The sequence below is a fragment of the Pseudarthrobacter siccitolerans genome (genome assembly GCF_001046895.1).
GTDB lineage: Bacteria > Actinomycetota > Actinomycetes > Actinomycetales > Micrococcaceae > Arthrobacter > Arthrobacter siccitolerans.
Genome location: NZ_CAQI01000044.1, coordinates 239234 through 257211, shown reverse-complemented (window position 1 = coordinate 257211; position 17978 = coordinate 239234). Strand labels below are relative to the sequence as shown.

Here is a 17978-nt window from a genome sequence, read left to right as displayed (position 1 = left end):
TGCCGTGTGAAGCGCGCAGGGGAGAGGGCCGCCGCGGGTACGCGGCGGCCCTGACAGATCCGGTTCTAGTGGACGTCGACCTTGTCCGCTTCCACAGTGGTTGGTGTCTTTGATTCGAGGTCTTTCTTTTTCTGGCCTGCGGCGTCCAGGGCCTGGCGGGCCTGTTCGGGGTCGTAGTCCTTTTCCCACTTGCCGACGACGACGGCTGCCATGACGTTGCCCAGGACGTTGATGAACACCCGGCCTTCATTCAGGAGGCGGTCGATGCCGACGATAAGGGCGAGAGCGGCCAGCGGGATGCCGCCGACCGAGCTCAGGGTGCTGGCCAGGACGATGAACGCGCCGCCGGCGATTCCAGCGGTGCCCTTGCTGGTGAGCATCATGACGCCGACCATCACCAGTTGCTGTTCCCAGGAGAGGTCCATTCCAACGGCCTGGGCCAGGAACACCGACGCCATGGTGAGGTAGACGGCGGAGCCGTCGAGGTTGAAGGAGAACCCGGAGGGGATGACGATGCCGACGGTGGACTTGCCGACGCCCATGGCTTCGAGCTTCTTGATCAGCTGCGGAAGGACCGCTTCGCTGGAGCAGGTGCTCAGGGCGATCAGCAGTTCTGCCTTGAAGTAGCGCATGACCGTGAAGATGTTCAGCCCGCAGGTACGGGCGATGATGCCCAGGACCACGAGGACGTACACGATGCAGGTTCCGGTGAACAGCAGGACAAGGTAACCGAGTTGCTGCAGGCTTTGCGTCCCGTAGTTGGCTACGACGGCGGCCAGTGCGCCGAAGGTGCCGATGGGGGCGAGGCGCATGACCCAGTTGACGATCTTGAAGATCACGGTGGACAGGGCCTGGATGCCTTTGGTCAGGAAGGCGCCGGCTTCACCGGAGACATTCATTGCGGCGCCGAAGACGATCGAGACCATGAGGGCGGCGATGATCGTGTGGCCGGTCAGGGCGCCAAACAGGGACTCGGGGATGATGTTGTTGACGAACTCGATGCCGTCGAAGCCTTCATTGGCCTTGGCGGGAACCTTGCTGGAGTCCAGCTGGGACGGATCGATGTTCATCCCATCGCCTGGACGGAAAACGTTGGCAACAACCAGGCCGATGAGCATCGACAGCAGCGACAGGGCCAGGAAGTAGCCCAGCGCCTTCACGCCGATGCGGCCGGCCTTGCGCAGGCTGTCCATCGATGCGATTCCCAGGGAAACGACGCAGAACACCACGGGGATGACGATCATTTTCACCAGGGCGATGAACCAGTCACTGAGGGGCGTGAGCTGCTTGCCGACGGAGGGCAGGAGGAAGCCGACGGCGATGCCCAGGACGGCGCCCAGGACAACTTGGAACCAGAGTTCGCGCAGCAGGCGCCCGAACCTGGAGGGCTGCCGCGCCGGGGAGGAATGCTGCGGGTTCTTAACAGTGTGGGACGACATCCAGGGTGCTCCTTTGCACATCAGACTTGGGGTGGGAATAAGGGTTTGGTCCCGGGCAGTGGTGCTGCCCGGGACCAGGCGCGAACAGCTGGTCCTACTCGTGCAGCCCGCGCAGGACCTTGTAGAACTCGGCCTTGCCTTCCAGGCCGATGCCCGGAAGGTCGCCGGGGGCTACACGGCTGTTGACGATGACAGCGTCGTCGGTGAAGCCGCCGGTGGGCTGGAACTCGCCAGGGTAGGACTCGTTGCCGCCGAGTTTGAGGGCGGCGGCGATGTGCAGGGAGAACTGGTGTCCGCCGTGAGGGATGCACCGGCGGGAGGACCAGCCGTGCTGGGCGAGCATGTCCTGGATCCGGCGGTATTCGGTCAGGCCGTAGCTCAGGGCAGGGTCCACCTGGATGAAGTCGCGGTCCGGGCGCATACCGCCATAGCGGATGAGGTTCCGGGCGTCCTGGAGGGAGAACAGGTTCTCTCCGGTGGCGATCGGGTTCCTGTAGTGCTCGGAGAGGGTGGCGTTCAGGGCGTAGTCCAGCGGGTCGCCGACTTCCTCGTACCAGAACAGCCCGTACTGGTCGATGGCCTTGCCGTATTCAAGTGCTGTTTCCAGGTCGAACTTGCCGTTGACGTCGACCATGAGGCGGGAGCCGTCGCCGTCGAGGACCTCGAGGACAGCCTCGATGCGGCGGAGGTCTTCGGCGAGGTCGGCGCCGCCGATCTTCATCTTGACCACGTCGTAGCCCTTGGCCAGGAAACCCCTCATTTCGTTCTGCAGGTCTTCGAGGCTCTTGCCCGGCGCGTAGTAGCCGCCGGCGGCGTAGACGAAGACGTCCTTGTCCGGGTTGCCGTCGCCGTAGTGGTCCGAAATCCAGCGGTAAAGCGGTACGCCGGCGATTTTGGCGGCGAGGTCGTGCAGTGCCATGTCGGCAACGCCGACGGCGACGGAACGTTCACCGTGGCCGCCGGGCTTTTCGTTGGACATCATCAGGTCCCATGCCTTCTCCGGCGAGAGGCCGCCGTCATCATCGAGAAGGTCCTCCGACGGTGCGTCGAGCAGGCGGGGGAGAATGCGCTCTTCAAGGATGGCCGTCGCGTTGTAGCGGCCGTTGGAGTTGAATCCATAGCCCACCAAGGGCTTTCCATCAACAAAAACATCGCTGACCAGCGCGATGATCGTGCAGTCCATCTTGGTGAAGTCGATGAAGGCGTTGCGGATCGACGAGCTGATGGGAATGGTGCCTACGTGGGCGGAAACGATTTTCATCTTTGAATCTCTCTTCACTCGGATCTTATTTCTTATAAGACTTGCCGGCAGCATTGCTCCTTATAAAAGGGGAGGAACGGGGCGCTTGAGCGAATATCTTATAAGACCTTGGTTCAAGCGTAGGGGATCAGTGATGGGCAGCACAAGCTAGCGGGGGAAAATTCTTATAAGATGTTTCGAGACGAGGAAGTGGGACGCCCCTTCCCCAAGAGAGAAGCGGAGCAGTCATGGACGCCACGAACGTCTTTTCGAGTAAAGGCAGCCTGGCGTACAGCGAACTTCGCCAACTGATCCTCTCCGGGAGCCTGGCCCCGGGGTCGCGTATCTCCCAGTACGAACTCGCCGACAATATGCAGATGAGCATCACCCCCCTGCGTGAAGCGATCCGCCGGCTTTCCAGTGAGGGCCTGATCATCATGGACACCCACCGCGACTCCCGCGTGGCTGACATGAGCGCTGCCGAGGCCCGGGAACTGCTGGAGGTCCGTCTATCGCTGGAACCGTCAGCGACCGAACTGGCCGCGTACCGCCGGAACGACGCTGATATTGACGCCATTCGGATAGCGGCGGAAAAGCTGCTGCCGGTCACTCGGATCTGGGGCGAGGACGCCATCACGGCCCACCGCGACTTCCACCGCGCCGTCTACAGCGCGTCCCACAACACCACGATGATCAAGCTTCTTGATGACCTGTGGGACAAATCGGACCGCTACCGGCGTATCGGACTCGAACTGCCGTCCGGCGATGAGCCCCGAACAATTGACCTGAACCAGCACCACCAGATCCTTGACCTCATCGTTGCCCAGGACGGGGCGGGTGCAGCTGAACTTGCCAGGGTTCACATTGCCAACAGCCTCACAGCTGCAGCGACGGGAGCCTTGGAAGACCGCGAGAACGATCAGGCGCCGACCCTGAACAGGACCGCCTAGTATCACGCCTATTTTTCCGCTCGCAGAAGCCGCTGCTGCTGCCTGGTCCTGCACCCTGGTGTTTCGAGGCGCACGGAGTCCGAGTGCCACTTCCGGCACGGAAATTCCGACGTCGGCACCCGGGGTGGGTGCCGATCCAGAAGCTGGCAATGTCGTGGTTAGCTCACACGCCGATAGCGGATGTGGGTGGCCAGGGGTGAGTGAAGCACCTCGGTGGGTGCGAAGTCGAAGGATTCCACGCCGTCGAAGATCCGCTCACCCGAACCGAGCAGGACCGGGGCAATGTCGAGGATGAGCTCGTCCACGACACCGGCATTGAGTGCCTGCCGGACGGTCGAGGCTCCACCCGCGATATCTACGCCGTTGTCCCCGGCAGCCTCGCACGCTGCTGCATAGGCGGCATCGAACCCCTCGGTCACGAAGTGGAAGGTCGTCCCGCCGTTCATCTGGATGGGATCATGCGCGTGATGGGTCAGCACGAACACCGGTGCATGATACGGCGGTTCGGCTCCCCACCAGCCGCTCCATTCCTCGTCCCAGTCCCCGCGGATCGGGCCGAACATATTCCGGCCCATCACATACGCTCCCCGCGGACGCATCAGCCACCCGTTCGCGACCTTGTCGGCATCGTTGGCCCGCGGGTCCCCGATGTGCCAGCCGTGCAGCTCCAGCCCGCGCCTGCCCAGTGGGTTTTCCCGGCTCTGGTCCGGCCCGGCAACAAAGCCGTCCAGTGAGATTGACATGTGGCAGGTAGTATCCGGCACGGCGAACCTCCTGGTTGATTGCGGCCTTCATGCAGCCGCGTGGGGTTCCGGGCAGCCTAGCATGTGACGGCGCGCCCGCCGGCCAGGAAGAGACGCCGGTACGGCGACCAGTCATCCCTACACGTTCTTGGCAGCCAGCTGTGGGTACATGGCCTCAATCGGGGCGCTGAGCCCGGCCTTGAGCTGGACGGATGTCTCGTCGGCGAGTACCTCGTACTCACCCGCTTCGACCGCATCCAGAACCATGCGGACGAGGTCGGACGGTTCCATCTTGGGGCCGGTGGCATTAGCAGCCATGGCAGTGTCTACATAACCGACGTGGACACCCACCACGTGGACCCCCGCGGGGCCGAGTTCCAGGCGCAGGGAGTTGGTGGCCGACCAGAGGGCGGCTTTGGTGGCACTGTAGATGCCACCTACGGCGTACCAGCTCATGGCAGAGTGGATGTCGATAATGACCGACTCGTCCTTCGCTGACAAGACCGGTGCGAATGCGCGGGCGAGGAACAGCGGGCCGAGGAAGTTTGTCTCCACGTTGGTCCGGATTTCCTCGGCGGTGTGGGTGAGAATACCCGCGCTGGCAACAGAGGCCCCAGCGTTGTTGATCAACACAGTGACGTCCTGAGCGGCCTCGGTTGCTGCCTGGATGGAGGCGGGATCTGTGACATCCAGGGTGAGGGGCACAACGCGCTCGTCATCCCAAGTCCGTGGGTTGCGGGCGGTGGCGTAGACCTTGCTGGCGCCGCGGGCGAGCGCGTGGTGAACGAAATTGGTTCCGATGCCGCCGTTTGCTCCGGTGACGAGGACGACTGCTCCAGTGAGTGAAGGCATTTCACAGTTCTTTCTTGTTGGACGGTGCGCCCCTGATCGGTGCGGAGGATTGTTGCTGATGCTACTCATAACTGATCCCGCTCAGAATATATTCCAGCAAAAAAGCCTGACGAAGAAGTACTGCCGGGCGACAGGACTATTTGCCACCAAAGCTGGCCATAATTGGCCCATGGGACTTCGTGCCGAGGGGATTGCCCAGGTTTGCCAAAGGGCGTTCCTGGTCGCGGGGATTGGCGTTCTTCTCGTTGTGGGTTCCTCGGCTTGTCGACCCTCCTGGCAGGACGCACCGCCATGCTTCCCGCCCGACTACGCCGTGAGCCCTTCATCCGTCAAACCTGGCGACATAGTCACAGTTCACGCCGACGACGCGCGCTGTAATCCCCGCTACGGCCAGGACGCCCTCATTCAGGTCACGGTCACCGATGCAGCAGGCCTTGATCTCATCAAGGAAACGTCGCCCATGAACGACGGCGGCGGGTTCACTTTCCGGTTCGTCCTCCCGCAACAGGCATCTCCAGGGGAGGCTTCGGTTGAAGCTGTTCCCTACGACCTGGACTGGTGCGACGATACGGGCAGGAACAACCGGGTGGCGCACCCGTCAGGCATGAAGCGGGCCTCCTGCGCTGCCAGGACCGAACCCCTGACTGTCACTCGATAGGGGCAGCCCCCACGCGGACACCGCCAACCGCGCCGGTCCACGGTGTATCGCCCGGGCCGGGCAGGGACAGGTGGGCGAATACGTGCCCCTGCTCAAGTGCAATGACCTGCGACGTGGCGCCGGCGCAATCCAGGTCGAGCTCCACCGGCCGGAAGGGGGCGCCGGGGTGCTCCTGCCTCACGGAAACTTTCGCTCCGGTAGCACCAACACAGGCCGCGGTGACGGTGTACCGCCCGGCCGCCGGCACCTTCCCGGTATTGCCAAATCCCCTGAGCGGGCCGTCCAATGGGCCCACCTCGGAAAGAAGGACTGGCTCCGGCATTGCTCCGAGAATCCGGTCCAGCCGGGCGTAGTTCACGGCCTCCTGTTCCAGAACCTGGGAATCGCTGTACGGTTTCGGGGCCGCTGTGCCGAGTGCAGGCTCAACTGTTGGTTCACGCGCCCGCTCCGGGGCGGATTCCGGTGTATGCGAGGGCTCGGGGTATTCATAGACGCACCCGGCCGTTCCGCCGAGGGGGACCAGCAGGCACAAAGCGAACGAGAGCAGGTGCCGCTCACACTTCCTTCCCACCCCTCAATGGTGGGCAAGACGGCCGTGCAAGACAACAGGCAGCGGCCCGCACTTAGCGCCGAATCAGCAGGCTGGCCTGGGCGCGGATGTCCTGGACAATCTCGTCCACGCTCAAACCGGCGTTCACAGTCGCCGCCATGCCCAGGAACATGACCGCGCTGACGATGTGCGCCAGCTTTGCGGCGTCGCCGTCACTGACCACATGGTGCTTGGTCAGGACGGCGGCGATGGCTTCCTCAGTGTGGGCCACGATAGACAGAGCCTGGCCATGGTGCGGCTCGGAGGGGTCGCCGAACACCATCTCGCGGAGGTAGATCCGCCCGTTGCCCACCTGGACGCGGTTGCATTCCACGATCGGCCGCACGATGGCCATTACTGCGTCCAGTGCCTCCGGGGTGGATTCAGCATCGGCCCTGCCGCGCTCAAGGGCCTCGGCGTAATGGGCGTTCTGCACGAGCAGGAGAAGTTCGCCCTTGGTTTTGGCGTAGAGGAACAACGTCCCGGTGCCAATGTCCGCCTTGTCGGCGATCTGCTGGGTTGTGACGTCCTCGACCCCATGTTCGGCGAACAACTCGCTGGCGGCGGCCGTGATGCGGTCAAGTTTTTGCTGCTTGTTCCGCTCGCGCCGTCCGATCGGCTGGGACGCAACAGACATAGTGGTTCCTCCGGGATTAACTGACCGCACTCAATTATGAGTATAACGTTCCCTACTGCTCCGGACTCAGTCGAGCGGCGTATCTGCTGTCCCAAGAAAGGCAGCTGCCACGGGTCCGAACTGGGCATGGTACTGAAAGATGCCGCCATGGCCGGAGTCGGGGTAAATCACCAGTTCGGATCCTTTGATCCGCCGGTGCAGATCCTCCGAGAGGACCGACGGCACCATGCGATCATGGTCGCCATTGGCGATGAGGGTGGGGACGGTGAGCTTCGACAGGTCCGAGGGAACAGCCCGGCCGAACCGCTGGATCGCCTTCAGCTGCGTCTGGAAGGCTTTGGTGCTGATGGCCTGATCGCGCTCTTTGGTGCGCTCCTGGAGGCGCCTGATGAATGCTTTTGCTGCCGGCTTGCCCGTGGGGTTTCGGTTAAAGAACAGGAACTCCTTGGGGTCGGACCGCGTCACGGCGGCGCGGAGAATGTCCCAGTAGGCAATGGCCACCACCTTGTCCATGTCCTTGCCGCCCCGCGGTCCGGTTCCGGTCAGCACGAGCTTGCGGACCAGGCCGGGGTGCTTGAGGGCGAGGTCCTGGGCGATCATGCCGCCCATGGAGAAGGAGAAAACGTCAATCCTGTCGAATCCGAGGGCCGTGATGAAGGCGTAAGCGTCATCGGCCATCTCCTCGATGGTGCCAGGAACCTCTCCGGTGGAGGCCCCCACGCCCCGCTGGTTGAAAGTAATGACGTGCCGGTCCTTCGCAATGGGTTCGATGATGCGGGGGTCCCAGTTATCCAGTGTTGCGGCGAGGTGCACGAAGAAGACGACGGGGATGCCGCTTTTGGGCCCCAGCTCGCGGTACGCGTAGGTGACGTCCCCGGCATTGATGGTGCGGGTAGCTGCTTCGGCGTACGAGGCGGGATCGGTGGTGTTCATGATGGTCTTCTCCTGATTGGGCTGTGGGGGCTGCTGGCTGAGTGTGGGGTCAGTGCGTGAGGGTGAGCACGGCCTTGCCGCGGATGCCGCCGCCGGCCAGGGACTGCAGCGCCTGTGGAGTCTGGGCGAAATCGAAAACCCTTCCTACCACCGGGCGCAGCACGCCGTCGTCCACCAGTGCGCCGATCCGGCGCAGCTGGTCGCCGCTGGCGCGCATAAAGAGGAACTCATAGCTGACCCGGAGCTTCCTGGCCTGCCGTCGGATCCTGCTGCTGAGCAGGGTGACCGCCAGCCGCAGGACAGGATTCAAGCCTTCCTTGCGGGCGAATTCCGGATCCGGCGGACCGGAAATCCCGATCGCCTTCCCGCCTGGTTTGAGGACGCGCAGCGACTTCTCGAGATTCGCCCCGCCGAGGCTGTCCAGTACCAGGTCATACCCGCTGAGGTGCTGCTCAAAGTCCTCGTTCCGGTAGTCGATCACCACATCTGCCCCGAGCTCACGGACGAAGGCTGCATTCGAGCCGCTCGCCGTGGTGGCAACGGTCGCGCCGAGGTGCTTGGCGAGCTGGATGGCGATGGAACCAACCCCGCCTGCACCGGCGTGAATGAGGACCTTCTGGCCCGGACGCACGTTGCCCTGTTCGACAAGGGCCTGCCATGCCGTGAGTGCCACGAGCGGCAGCGAGCCGGCCTCCGCCATGCTTGCCGACGCGGGCTTGAGCGCAAGGTCCTCCTCGGCGACGGCGATGCGCTCTGCGAACGTGCCGATGCGGTCCTTGGCGGGGCGGCCGTAGACCTCGTCGCCGGGCTTGAACCGGCGCACCTTGTCCCCGACGCGGAGGACCGTGCCGGCTGCGTCGTTGCCGAGGATCAACTGGAGCTTGTAGGGGAGGATCTGCTTGAACTCGCCCCGCCGGATCTTTTCGTCCAGCTGGTTCAGGCCTGCTGCCTGCACCTGGACCAGCACATCCCCTTCCCCCATGGCTGGCTCGGCGACGTCCGCTTCGCGCAGCGGCTCGCCGTACTTGGTAATGACAAAAGCTTTCATGAATACCCTTTCAATATATGATCCTTCTCAATTATGAGTACACTCAGAAATGTCTGTCAAGGGCAGGGTTGAGAACCCAGGGATGTGCCCGCTCGGGCTCTCGTCGTTCCCGAAGCCGGCATGGAAAGTGCGGTGAAGAGGAGGCGGAATCGACCTAACGGCTGGAAACAGGCGGCCGCTTGGTTCCTGCTGCGCCGCGCTGATGCTGCCGGAGTGCAAGCAGCGGAAACAGGAGGACAGAGAGCATTCCTGCTCCCACAAGCGCCGAAGCGATGCCGCTGGTGATCAGCCCTTCGTCCCGGCCGATGCCGGTCACGGCGACAATGATCGGCAGGCCCGTTGCCGCGAACAGGACAATGGCCCGTTTGTCGCCGGGAATGGATTTCGGGGGAGCGGCCAGCAGGGACGGCAGCCCGCGGATGACGAGCAGGAGTACAAGGAACAGGGGGACCAGCGCAAGGGTTGCCGGGCTGCTGGTCAGCGCGCTCAGCTCGAAGTCGATGCCGGTATCGATGAAGAAGATCGGCACCAGGAAACCGAAGGCGATGGCGTCGATCTTCATCTCGATGATGTGCCGGTCGTGTTCGGGAGCCCGGGCGATGGCAACCTTCCACAGGACCCCCGCGGCGAATGCGCCCAGCAGCATGTCCAGCCCCAGCACCATACTGAGGACAACGAGAACGCTCAGGATGAACATGATGGACCGGACCGCGAACTGGCCGCTGGTGTGCAAGGTCCTGGTGACCTGGGAGTGCAGCAGTGAATGCCGCGCGCGGGAGGCCAGGAAAATCGCCAGGCCGGTCAGCAGGACAAACCCGAGAAGCACTGCCGTGGCCGGCCCCAGTTCCCTTCCGCTGAAGAACAGCGAGACCGCGACCAGGGGCCCGAATTCCCCGACTGCGCCCAGCGCTGCCACCGTGACGCCGATCGGGGACTTTGACTCGCCGGCGTCGCGCAGGATCGGCAAGAGCGTACCGAGGGCGGTGGAACACAAAGCCACGCCGATGATCACGGCAGCCTCCGGCCCCGGTGCCAGGACCAGCCCGGCACCGATGCCCGCCGCGAGTGAGATCACCCAGCCTGCCGCAGCACGCCTGGCGGGCCGGCCCCGGATTGCGGCGAAATCGATCTCGTTGCCGGCCACGAAGAACAGCATCGCCAACCCAAAATCCGCCAGGGTGTCAGTGAACTGCGTGGATTGTATCTAGCCGAGCAGGCTGGGACCGAGCACCATTCCGAGGATGATTTCGAACACTACGACGGGCACCTTGAGCACCCGGTCCAGGAAGCGGGCAGCAAGGGGCGCGGCAACAGCCAGCAACGCAATCAGAACCAATGACGTGGACAAGGGCTGCATCGGCGGTACCTCCGGCACCTCGGCTGGTTCGAAGGAAAGTAATCCAAAGCTACAGCCACGCTCAGCGGCCGCGCCATAGCAGCTTTCAAGCGGAAAAGGCGGGACCCGTCCGGTGCTGCGGGGTCCGTCCAGGGCTGCGCCGCCACGCACACCTGTCACCGTTTTGGTGCTTTCCCCCGTTCGGACAGTAATCATCAAGTTGGGTGAAGAATGCCCGTCCTCTAAGGTTGGTGCTCGATGAATGCCCCTCATGAGACATCGCCGCCTGGTCCTGTTTTTGTTGATTCCTCGGGCCGACGGCTGCGGCGGGTCAAGCTCGTGGGCCTGGGCGCCCTCGGAATCGTGGCAGGCTATGTGGCCCTTCTCCTGGTTGCCCTCATCGGCGGTCCCAACATAGCCGCGCCCTACCTGCCCCTCCCCGCCGCCGTGGGCACCGGCAGCGTACCGTCTTCCCCGCCGGCGCCCGCTGCGGACGCCGCTGCTCCCCAGGGTGCAGAAGGCCCGGCAGCCGTCCCGGCCGCGCCTGCTGCACTTCAGGTTCCGGCGGCGCCCCCGGCGGTCCCTGCAGCACCGCCCGTCAGCGCCGCCGCTGTCCCGCCGGCGGCCCCGGCAGCACCCGCTGTTGAGCCGGAGCCCGGAGCCCGGCCAACGGATCCCGGGATGAGCGGCACGGCGCCGGGCGCCAGCGGGTTGGCGCCCGGCCAGGCAACACGGCCTTCGGCCCCGGCGCGCCCGTGAGTATGTCCCGCCCCGGCGAAGCCGGTGTGCGCAGCAAAGGCGCTGTCCGCACCAAAAGCCCCAGCACCAAAAGCCCCAGCACCAAAAGCCCTCGCACCTCAAATGTCCGCGCTCACTGGCTGGTCCTGCTGGCCACGCTGCTGGCGTTGGGCCTTGCCCTCGTGGTGCAGGGATACATGCACCACCTTGGCCGGGTGGGTTACGACTCCGTACCGGCAGGCGCATCTGCCAGTGATGTCCCGAAAGCTGTATCCGAGGGCGGTCCGGTAGTGGATCCGCGCGGCGGGGCAGTGCGTGCGGCCAGCCCTCCGGACCGGACGGTGGCCCTGACCTTCGACGACGGTCCGGACCCCGTCTGGACACCCAGGATCCTCGACGTCCTGCGGAAACACCAGGTCCATGCAACCTTCTTCGTGGTGGGGTCCGCGGCGGCCGACAATCCCGACCTGTTGCGCCGGATGGTGGCTGAGGGCCACGAGATCGGCGTCCATACACTCACCCACGCCGATCTCGGCACCGCCGGAACGTGGCGCAGCCAGCTCGAGGTGCAGGGTGCCCAGGACGTGATCGTGGGAATCACGGGTGAGGCCGCGTCACTGCTGCGCCCGCCCTACAGTTCCGGCAACGCGGCGCTGACCAATGGCACGTGGTCCGCCATGCAAGGCTTGGCGGACCAGGGTTACCTTACGGTGCTCAGCAGCATGGACAGCGGGGACTGGCGGCTGCCGGGCGCCGCCACGATCGAAGACAACCTTGATCCAACAGGTGCGCAGGGGCAGGTGGTCCTGATGCACGACGGCGGAGGAGACCGGGAGCAGACGGTCGCCGCCCTTGATTCCGCCCTGACGAAGTTCGAGGACGAAGGCTTCCGGGTCACCACAGTGGGTGACTCAATGGGCATCGACAGCACGCGGCCGGCCTCCGCTATGGAAAAGGTCAGCGGGACGGCCTTCCTGTGGGGTATCCGGCTGAGCGACTTCGTGGTCACTGCCATCTCTTGGGCGCTCGTGGCGGCCGGCGTCGTGACGTTCATCCGCGCCGTCCTTGTGGTCTTCTTTGCCGCCCGCCACAGCCGCGCAGCACGCCGGATCGCGGCTGCCGGCCGTGGCCGGCGCCGGGCGGACGTGTTGGTCCGGCCGGAAATTACCGGGCCGGTTACCGTGATTGTGCCCGCCTATAACGAATCGGCCGGCATAGAGGCCGCGGTCCGGTCCATTGCGGCGTCCACCCATCCGGTGGAGATCATCGTTGTGGACGACGGTTCAACCGACGGGACGGCCGATATCGTGGACGGGCTCGGACTGCCCGGCGTCACCGTCATCCGGAAGGAGAACGGCGGCAAACCCTCCGCCCTGAACGCCGGGCTGCACGCGGCCAGCCATGATTTCGTGGTGATGGTGGACGGCGACACGGTCTTCGAACCGGACACGGTCCACGCCCTCATCCAGCCCTTCGCCGACCCGCGGGTGGGCGCCATTTCGGGGAACACAAAGGTCGCCAACCGCGGCGGCATCCTGGGCGCCTGGCAGCACATCGAGTACGTGGTCGGCTTCAACCTGGACCGCAGGCTGTTCGACGTCGCCGAATGCATGCCCACCGTCCCCGGCGCCATCGGTGCTTTCCGCCGTGACGCCCTCCTCCGGGTCGGTGGAGTCAGCGACGACACGCTCGCCGAGGACACCGACCTGACCATGTCACTGTGCCGCGACGGCTGGCGGGTTGTGTACAAGGACGACGCCCGTGCCTGGACCGAGGCGCCCGCCAGCCTCGCAGCGCTGTGGAAACAGCGCTACCGCTGGTGCTACGGCACCCTGCAGGCCATGTGGAAGCACCGGGGCGCGGTGGTGCAGGGAGGTGCGGCCGGCAAGCTGGGCCGGCGCGGACTGGGCTACCTGCTGGTCCTGCAGGTGCTGCTGCCCCTGTTCGCACCCGTGGTGGATATTTTTGCTCTCTACGGCCTGATCTTCCTCGATCCACTTCGGATTGCCGCGCTCTGGTTCGTCTTCCTGGCCGTCCAGTTCCTGATGGCCGCCTACGCGTTCCGGCTCGATAATGAACGGCTCCGGCCGCTCTGGACGCTTCCGCTGCAGCAGTTCGTCTACCGGCAGCTCATGTATCTCGTCGTCATCCAGGCAGTGGTCACAGCGCTGGCCGGCGTCCACCTGCGCTGGCACCGTATGGAGCGCTACGGCACCCTGCGCGTTCCACACGGGCAGGGCTAGCGCCCAGCACGTCCAAACTGCGACGGCGGAACGCCCCTGAGGCGGCTCCGGCCGCTGATCCAGGGGCGCCCGGCGGGGCCTACACGGTGGGAGCGGCCTCTGGCGGGGTGGCCTCCGGCAGTGCCGCACCCGCCGGCGCCGTCTCCGCCGTCGGGGCTGACAGCAGCACAGCCGGCGCCTGTGACGGGACACCGTCCGAGACAGGTGCAGCGGACTTGATGTTCTGGTTGATGTGGAAGAAGTTGTCCGGATCGTACTTGGCCTTGAGCTCGGCGAGCCGCGGATAGTTGGACCCGAGTGTGTCCTCGATCCTGGACTGGTCGTCGGCATCCTGGAAGTTGATGTAGCCGCCAGGCTCGGAATACTCGTGCAGCGCTGCCCAGTAGTCCCGGACCCAGGCGATGTTCTTTTCATTCTCCGCAGGCTCTGGCCACTGACCGGCGATGACCGGAGCGAACTTCACATCCCGGTAAGCGAAAGCTGTGGCCTCAGGGGCGACCCGGTTCACGGCCCCGTCGATGGGATAGAAGTGGTTGGCCGAGTGGACGGTGGGGATCCCGGGGGAGAATTCCACGGCGGTGCGCAGCGCATCGTCGCTGAGGGTCCGCAGGAAATCGGCCTTCCAGTAGCCCTGCAGTCCCGGGGCATTAAGCCCGTCGAACATGATGTTCAGCGCCGGATACGGCATCGGAGCAAAGAAGCTCCCCAGTGCAGGACCGGCTTCCAGCATGGCCTGCCAGTGTGCAGGCCCGGCGTCAAGATCACCCGTCCACATGCCGGCGATCACTGCTACGGGCCGCCCATGCCATTCCTCAGGAAGGAAGGGAACCGGGGGACCCCGGTGGAATCCGAGGAAGGCGCCCATCTCCTCGGGTTCTGCGGCAATCCAGTCGCGGTATGCCGCGCCGATTTCAGCTCCGATCGCCGCATCAAAGAACATGATCCCCACATGGACCATGTCCACAGGGTACAGCCGGAACTCCATCGACGTGACGACGCCGAAATTGCCGCTGCCGCCACGCAGTGCCCAGAAGAGGTCCACGTTTTCCGCTTGGCTGGCCGTTACGAACGTACCGTCCGCGAGAACCACGTCGGCGGAGAGCAGGTTGTCGCATGCCAGGCCGTATTTGCGGGTGAGGTAGCCGATGCCGCCGCCCAGCGTGAGGCCTGCTACGCCGGTTGAGCCCACGATGCCGCCCGTGCTCGCGAGCCCGAACGCATGTGTCGCGTGGTTGTAATCAGCCCAGGTGGCGCCCGGCTCCACTCGCGCAGTCCTCAGGGCGGGGTCAACCCGGACCCCGCGGCGGGCCGAGAAATCGAGGACCAGGCCGCCGTCGACCGTTCCGAAGCCAGGCGCGCTGTGTCCGCCGCCGCGCAAGGCAACCTCAATATCAAGACCGCGCGCAAAGCGGACGGCGGCCATCACATCTGCCGGCTGGGACACCCGCAGGACGGCCGCAGGCCGACGGTCGATCATGCCGTTGTACACGCGACGCGCCGACTCGTAGTCGGCGTCGTCCTCTTCAATGACCTGGCCGCGCACCTGTTCGCGGAGCACAGCGAATTGATCGCTACCCATGACAACTCCAAATACACACAGAGACCACAGGGCAGCCGGCTCCGTCCGGGCCCAGCGAGGGCCAGCGCTATGACCCTCTTGGTATACGCCCGGGCACCATGCCGGTCAAGACCGGGAAGGTTCTTCAGCTACCTTGTTTCGCGGACCGCCACCCGGTAGCGGATGTGCGTTACCAGGCTGGTGCCGCTTACCCCCACCGGCTCCAGCCTGACGTTCCGGACGCCGTCCAGGAGCCGTTCGCCCGCTCCAAGGAGAAGCGGGGAGATATGGAGGCGCAACTCGTCGATGAGCCCCGCCGAAAGATATTGGCGGGCGGTTTCCGCGCCGCCGGCAACGGCCACATCCCTGCCTCCAGCGGCTTCCCGCGCCTGCGCCAGTGCCGGCCCGATCCCGTCCTCAACAAAGTAGAACGTTGTGCCGCCGTCCATCGCCAGGGGCGGCCGCGGATGATGCGTGAGCACAAAGACCGGGGCGTGATAGGGAGGTTCTTCGCCCCACCAGCCGCGCCAGTCCGCTCCCCATGGGCCAGGGCCGGGGCCGGCGAACATGTTGCGCCCCATGATGTAGGCACCGGCGGAGAGGATTCCCTCAAGCTCTGCGGCGTTGGCAACGGGTTCCTCGAACTGCCACCGGTGCAGTTCCTCGCCGCCCTCACCCAGAGGATTGTCCGGCGTCTGGTGGGGGCCCGCGAGATAGCCATCGAGGGATACGGTCAGATCACAGGTGACGCGGTTCATGGCTTCCCTTCTGCGGTGGCGGGATGTCCAGTGCTACGGCGCGGCTTCCGGAAGCACGGCAGCGACGGCACTGATTTCCACAAGAGCGCCCGGTACGCCCAGCCCGGACACAAGGGCTGCAGTGACCAAGGCCGGCTCGTCGGAGGCCAGTTCAGGTGCGATGGCCCCGTACCCTGCAGCAATGTCGGCGCCGTCCACAAACAATACGGTCCACTGCACAACGTCACTGGTGGTCGCGCCCGCAGCCGCGAGCGCGGTCTTCACGTTCCCGAAAGCCCTGGCGGACTGTACGGCGACGTCGTCTTTGCCGACCAGTGATCCTTCGGCGTCTACGGCGTTCTGCCCGCCGACATAAATGGTGGTTGCGCCCGGCGGCACCACAGCAACATGACTGAAGGCAGGGCTTGCAACGAGCCCTTCGGGACGGATGCGCCTGATGGGGGACATGCCCGTATGCTCTCACGCAAGCCTCCGGACGGGTAGACCCGGCAGCAGGCCGGCGATAGCATGGCCGGCACCGGACCCTGCGGCACGTACTTTGCTGCCTCTCCGGGATCCGCCGATTCAACGAGGAGACGGCCATGAGCCAGGCAACCGGAGAAACACGAGCATCATCACTGATGGTGGACCTGATCATTTCACTGGACGGTTATGCCTCTGCCGAAGGATGGCCCGGCTGGTGGGGGCTGGAAGGGCCGGAGTACCTGGCCTGGCTTGAGGAAGAGGGACAGAAGAACTACACCTTCCTGCTTGGGGCCAACACCTACCGGCTGATGTCCGGCATGTCCCAGGAGGCGGCGTCCGCAGATTCGGGCTTTTCGGACAACGAGGGGGCCAGCCTCACCGGCCTGGCTGCCGTGCCCAAGGTGGTTTTCTCCTCCACCCTGAAGGCTCCCTTAACCTGGCCCAACTCGCAGCTTGTGGCCGGTGACGCGGTGGAGGCGGTGGCGGAGATGAAACGGAGCGGGACGGCGCCCCTCAGCACGCTCGGCAGCCTCAGCCTCTGCCGCTCCTTGCTGACTGCCGGCCTGGTCGACAGGTTCCGGCTGGTGGTCTTCCCGGTCATCACGGGCCGGACGGGCAGTGAACGGATCTATGACGGGTACCCGGACGTGGCACTGGACATGGTGGACAGCAGGACTTTCGACGGCCGGCTCCAACTGCTCGAATACGTCCCCACGGTACTCAGCGGCCCGCCGGCCCCGCGCAGCGCCTGAGGATATGGACCCGGGCAAAAAAGATTCATTACTTTGCATCCACAGGGGCTGCTCCGCCGGTAGTAGAGGTGTAAGCACAAGCACAGCCCGTCCCCGCGGGCGTCCCCCTGAGGAGTTTGAAATGCGCACATCAACCTACGCCGCCGGTGCACTGTCACTCGCGGCCGCACTGGCTTTCGCCCCTCCGGCCCAGGCAGGCGGCTGGCACCACCACGGCGATGATCCCGCCAGGCTCTCGGTTCTCCACGGCGTGCCCGGGCTGACCGTGGACGTCTGGGTTAACGGCAACCTCACCCTCAATGATTTCACTCCCGGAAAGCTGGCCGGTCCGCTGGAACTCGCGGGCGGAGACTACGACATTGCCATCACCGCTTCGGACGCCACCAGCGCAGCCAATCCGGTGATCGGGCCGGTGTCCGTTGAACTTGAGGGCGGCGGAAACTATACGGCGGTGGCGCATCTCAGCGCTGACGGCGCTCCCACTGCCACGCTCTTCACCAATGACACCAGGGCTCCGCGCAACGACAAGAAGGGGAAACTGACGGTGCGGCACGTAGCCGCAGCGCCCGCCGTCGACATTTTGGCTGGTGGAACTGCAGTGATCGAGGGGCTCAGCAACCCCGCCGAAGCCACCCTGAAGCTCAGGGCCGGGACCATCTCGGCTTCCGTTGCGGCGGCCGGCACCACCACCCCCGTGATCGGCCCGGCGGACATCACCATCGAGGGCGGCAAGAACACCATCGTGTATGCCTGGGGAAGCCTGGCTAAAGGCACCCTCGCCACCGCTGTCCAGGTTGTTGACTCCGAGCACCAGGGACGCGGCCACCACTGACCCCGGCCCTGGGGAACGCGCGCGCCGGGTCGAGGCACGCCAACACAAACACGGCAGCGGGGCCGCCTGACGGTGGCCCCGCTGCCGTGTTTCTGCGTAGGTTAGGTGACCATGAAAGCCATCGGAAGTCACGCCGTGGTGCCAAACCTGGTGCACCGCTGAACGCTGCACCGTTTTGGACTGGCCGATACTGCCGCGGCCCATGCC

Annotated in this window: 19 protein-coding genes; 6 read left to right on the top strand and 13 right to left on the bottom strand. The window is 64.9% G+C overall.

Features of this window, described 5'->3' with window-relative positions; all coding sequences use genetic code 11:
• Positions 1–65: 65 nt before the first annotated feature.
• Positions 66–1439, bottom strand: coding sequence for a cation:dicarboxylate symporter family transporter (locus tag ARTSIC4J27_RS11940; protein ID WP_200900819.1), 1374 nt, complete (start codon positions 1437–1439; stop codon positions 66–68).
• Between the two features lie 94 nt (positions 1440–1533).
• Positions 1534–2700: a mandelate racemase/muconate lactonizing enzyme family protein gene (locus tag ARTSIC4J27_RS11935; RefSeq protein ID WP_050055404.1), complete on the bottom strand. Its 1167-nt coding sequence runs from the start codon at positions 2698–2700 to the stop codon at positions 1534–1536.
• A 227-nt stretch (positions 2701–2927) separates the two neighbouring features.
• On the opposite strand from ARTSIC4J27_RS11935, the gene ARTSIC4J27_RS11930 reads away from it, so the two are divergent.
• The gene (locus ARTSIC4J27_RS11930; protein ID WP_050055403.1) at positions 2928–3629 is read left to right on the top strand and encodes a GntR family transcriptional regulator; all 702 of its coding nucleotides are present in this window, start codon (positions 2928–2930) and stop codon (positions 3627–3629) included.
• A gap of 158 nt (positions 3630–3787) precedes the next feature.
• Here the strand turns inward: ARTSIC4J27_RS11930 and ARTSIC4J27_RS11925 are convergent, their stop codons facing one another.
• Both ARTSIC4J27_RS11925 and ARTSIC4J27_RS11920 read right to left on the bottom strand, forming a co-directional pair.
• A complete protein-coding gene (locus ARTSIC4J27_RS11925) occupies positions 3788–4372 on the bottom strand; it encodes a dihydrofolate reductase family protein (RefSeq protein WP_200900818.1) in 585 nt (194 codons plus the stop codon).
• Positions 4373–4510: 138 nt separating this feature from the next.
• Entirely contained in the window at positions 4511–5224 is a 714-nt protein-coding gene (locus ARTSIC4J27_RS11920) for an SDR family oxidoreductase (RefSeq protein WP_050055401.1), read from the bottom strand.
• A 313-nt stretch (positions 5225–5537) separates the two neighbouring features.
• Between ARTSIC4J27_RS11920 and ARTSIC4J27_RS11915 the strand changes: the two genes are divergently transcribed.
• A complete protein-coding gene (locus tag ARTSIC4J27_RS11915; protein WP_235436652.1) occupies positions 5538–5882 on the top strand; it encodes a hypothetical protein in 345 nt (114 codons plus the stop codon).
• On the opposite strand, the gene ARTSIC4J27_RS11910 is transcribed toward ARTSIC4J27_RS11915, so the two are convergent.
• The 6 genes from ARTSIC4J27_RS11910 to ARTSIC4J27_RS23225 form a co-directional block, all read right to left on the bottom strand.
• The gene (locus ARTSIC4J27_RS11910) at positions 5872–6453 is read right to left on the bottom strand and encodes a hypothetical protein (protein ID WP_235436651.1); all 582 of its coding nucleotides are present in this window, start codon (positions 6451–6453) and stop codon (positions 5872–5874) included. The genes ARTSIC4J27_RS11915 and ARTSIC4J27_RS11910 overlap by 11 nt on opposite strands.
• A 52-nt stretch (positions 6454–6505) precedes the next feature.
• Positions 6506–7108, bottom strand: a complete 603-nt coding sequence (locus tag ARTSIC4J27_RS11905) for a TetR/AcrR family transcriptional regulator (RefSeq protein ID WP_050055399.1) — start codon at positions 7106–7108, stop codon at positions 6506–6508.
• A 66-nt stretch (positions 7109–7174) separates the two neighbouring features.
• The gene (locus ARTSIC4J27_RS11900; RefSeq protein ID WP_050055398.1) at positions 7175–8041 is read right to left on the bottom strand and encodes an alpha/beta fold hydrolase; all 867 of its coding nucleotides are present in this window, start codon (positions 8039–8041) and stop codon (positions 7175–7177) included.
• A 49-nt stretch (positions 8042–8090) separates the two neighbouring features.
• Positions 8091–9089, bottom strand: coding sequence for an NADP-dependent oxidoreductase (locus ARTSIC4J27_RS11895; RefSeq protein WP_050055397.1), 999 nt, complete (start codon positions 9087–9089; stop codon positions 8091–8093).
• Between the two features lie 154 nt (positions 9090–9243).
• Positions 9244–10293: a cation:proton antiporter gene (locus ARTSIC4J27_RS11890; protein WP_268794395.1), complete on the bottom strand. Its 1050-nt coding sequence runs from the start codon at positions 10291–10293 to the stop codon at positions 9244–9246.
• On the bottom strand, positions 10294–10446 hold the full coding sequence (locus ARTSIC4J27_RS23225; protein WP_235436650.1) for a hypothetical protein: 153 nt from the start codon (positions 10444–10446) through the stop codon (positions 10294–10296).
• 237 nt (positions 10447–10683) lie between these two features.
• Here ARTSIC4J27_RS23225 and ARTSIC4J27_RS11885 point away from each other — a divergent pair, with 237 nt between their 5' ends.
• Both ARTSIC4J27_RS11885 and ARTSIC4J27_RS11880 read left to right on the top strand, forming a co-directional pair.
• Entirely contained in the window at positions 10684–11184 is a 501-nt protein-coding gene (locus ARTSIC4J27_RS11885; protein WP_152683863.1) for a hypothetical protein, read from the top strand.
• Positions 11185–11186: 2 nt separating this feature from the next.
• Positions 11187–13406 carry a bifunctional polysaccharide deacetylase/glycosyltransferase family 2 protein gene (locus ARTSIC4J27_RS11880; protein WP_083435430.1) on the top strand — a complete coding sequence of 740 codons (2220 nt, stop codon included), beginning with the start codon at positions 11187–11189 and terminating at the stop codon, positions 13404–13406.
• A gap of 79 nt (positions 13407–13485) precedes the next feature.
• Here ARTSIC4J27_RS11880 and ARTSIC4J27_RS11875 read toward each other — a convergent pair whose 3' ends face one another.
• The 3 genes from ARTSIC4J27_RS11875 to ARTSIC4J27_RS11865 form a co-directional block, all read right to left on the bottom strand.
• Positions 13486–14985, bottom strand: a complete 1500-nt coding sequence (locus ARTSIC4J27_RS11875) for an FAD-binding oxidoreductase (RefSeq protein ID WP_050055395.1) — start codon at positions 14983–14985, stop codon at positions 13486–13488.
• A 128-nt stretch (positions 14986–15113) separates the two neighbouring features.
• Entirely contained in the window at positions 15114–15722 is a 609-nt protein-coding gene (locus tag ARTSIC4J27_RS11870; protein ID WP_050055394.1) for a dihydrofolate reductase family protein, read from the bottom strand.
• 33 nt (positions 15723–15755) lie between these two features.
• A complete protein-coding gene (locus ARTSIC4J27_RS11865) occupies positions 15756–16169 on the bottom strand; it encodes a RidA family protein (RefSeq protein ID WP_050055393.1) in 414 nt (137 codons plus the stop codon).
• A 134-nt stretch (positions 16170–16303) separates the two neighbouring features.
• Here ARTSIC4J27_RS11865 and ARTSIC4J27_RS11860 point away from each other — a divergent pair, with 134 nt between their 5' ends.
• Both ARTSIC4J27_RS11860 and ARTSIC4J27_RS11855 read left to right on the top strand, forming a co-directional pair.
• Positions 16304–16939, top strand: a complete 636-nt coding sequence (locus tag ARTSIC4J27_RS11860; RefSeq protein ID WP_050055392.1) for a dihydrofolate reductase family protein — start codon at positions 16304–16306, stop codon at positions 16937–16939.
• Between the two features lie 121 nt (positions 16940–17060).
• Positions 17061–17771, top strand: coding sequence for a DUF4397 domain-containing protein (locus ARTSIC4J27_RS11855; RefSeq protein ID WP_050055391.1), 711 nt, complete (start codon positions 17061–17063; stop codon positions 17769–17771).
• Positions 17772–17978 lie beyond the last annotated feature (207 nt).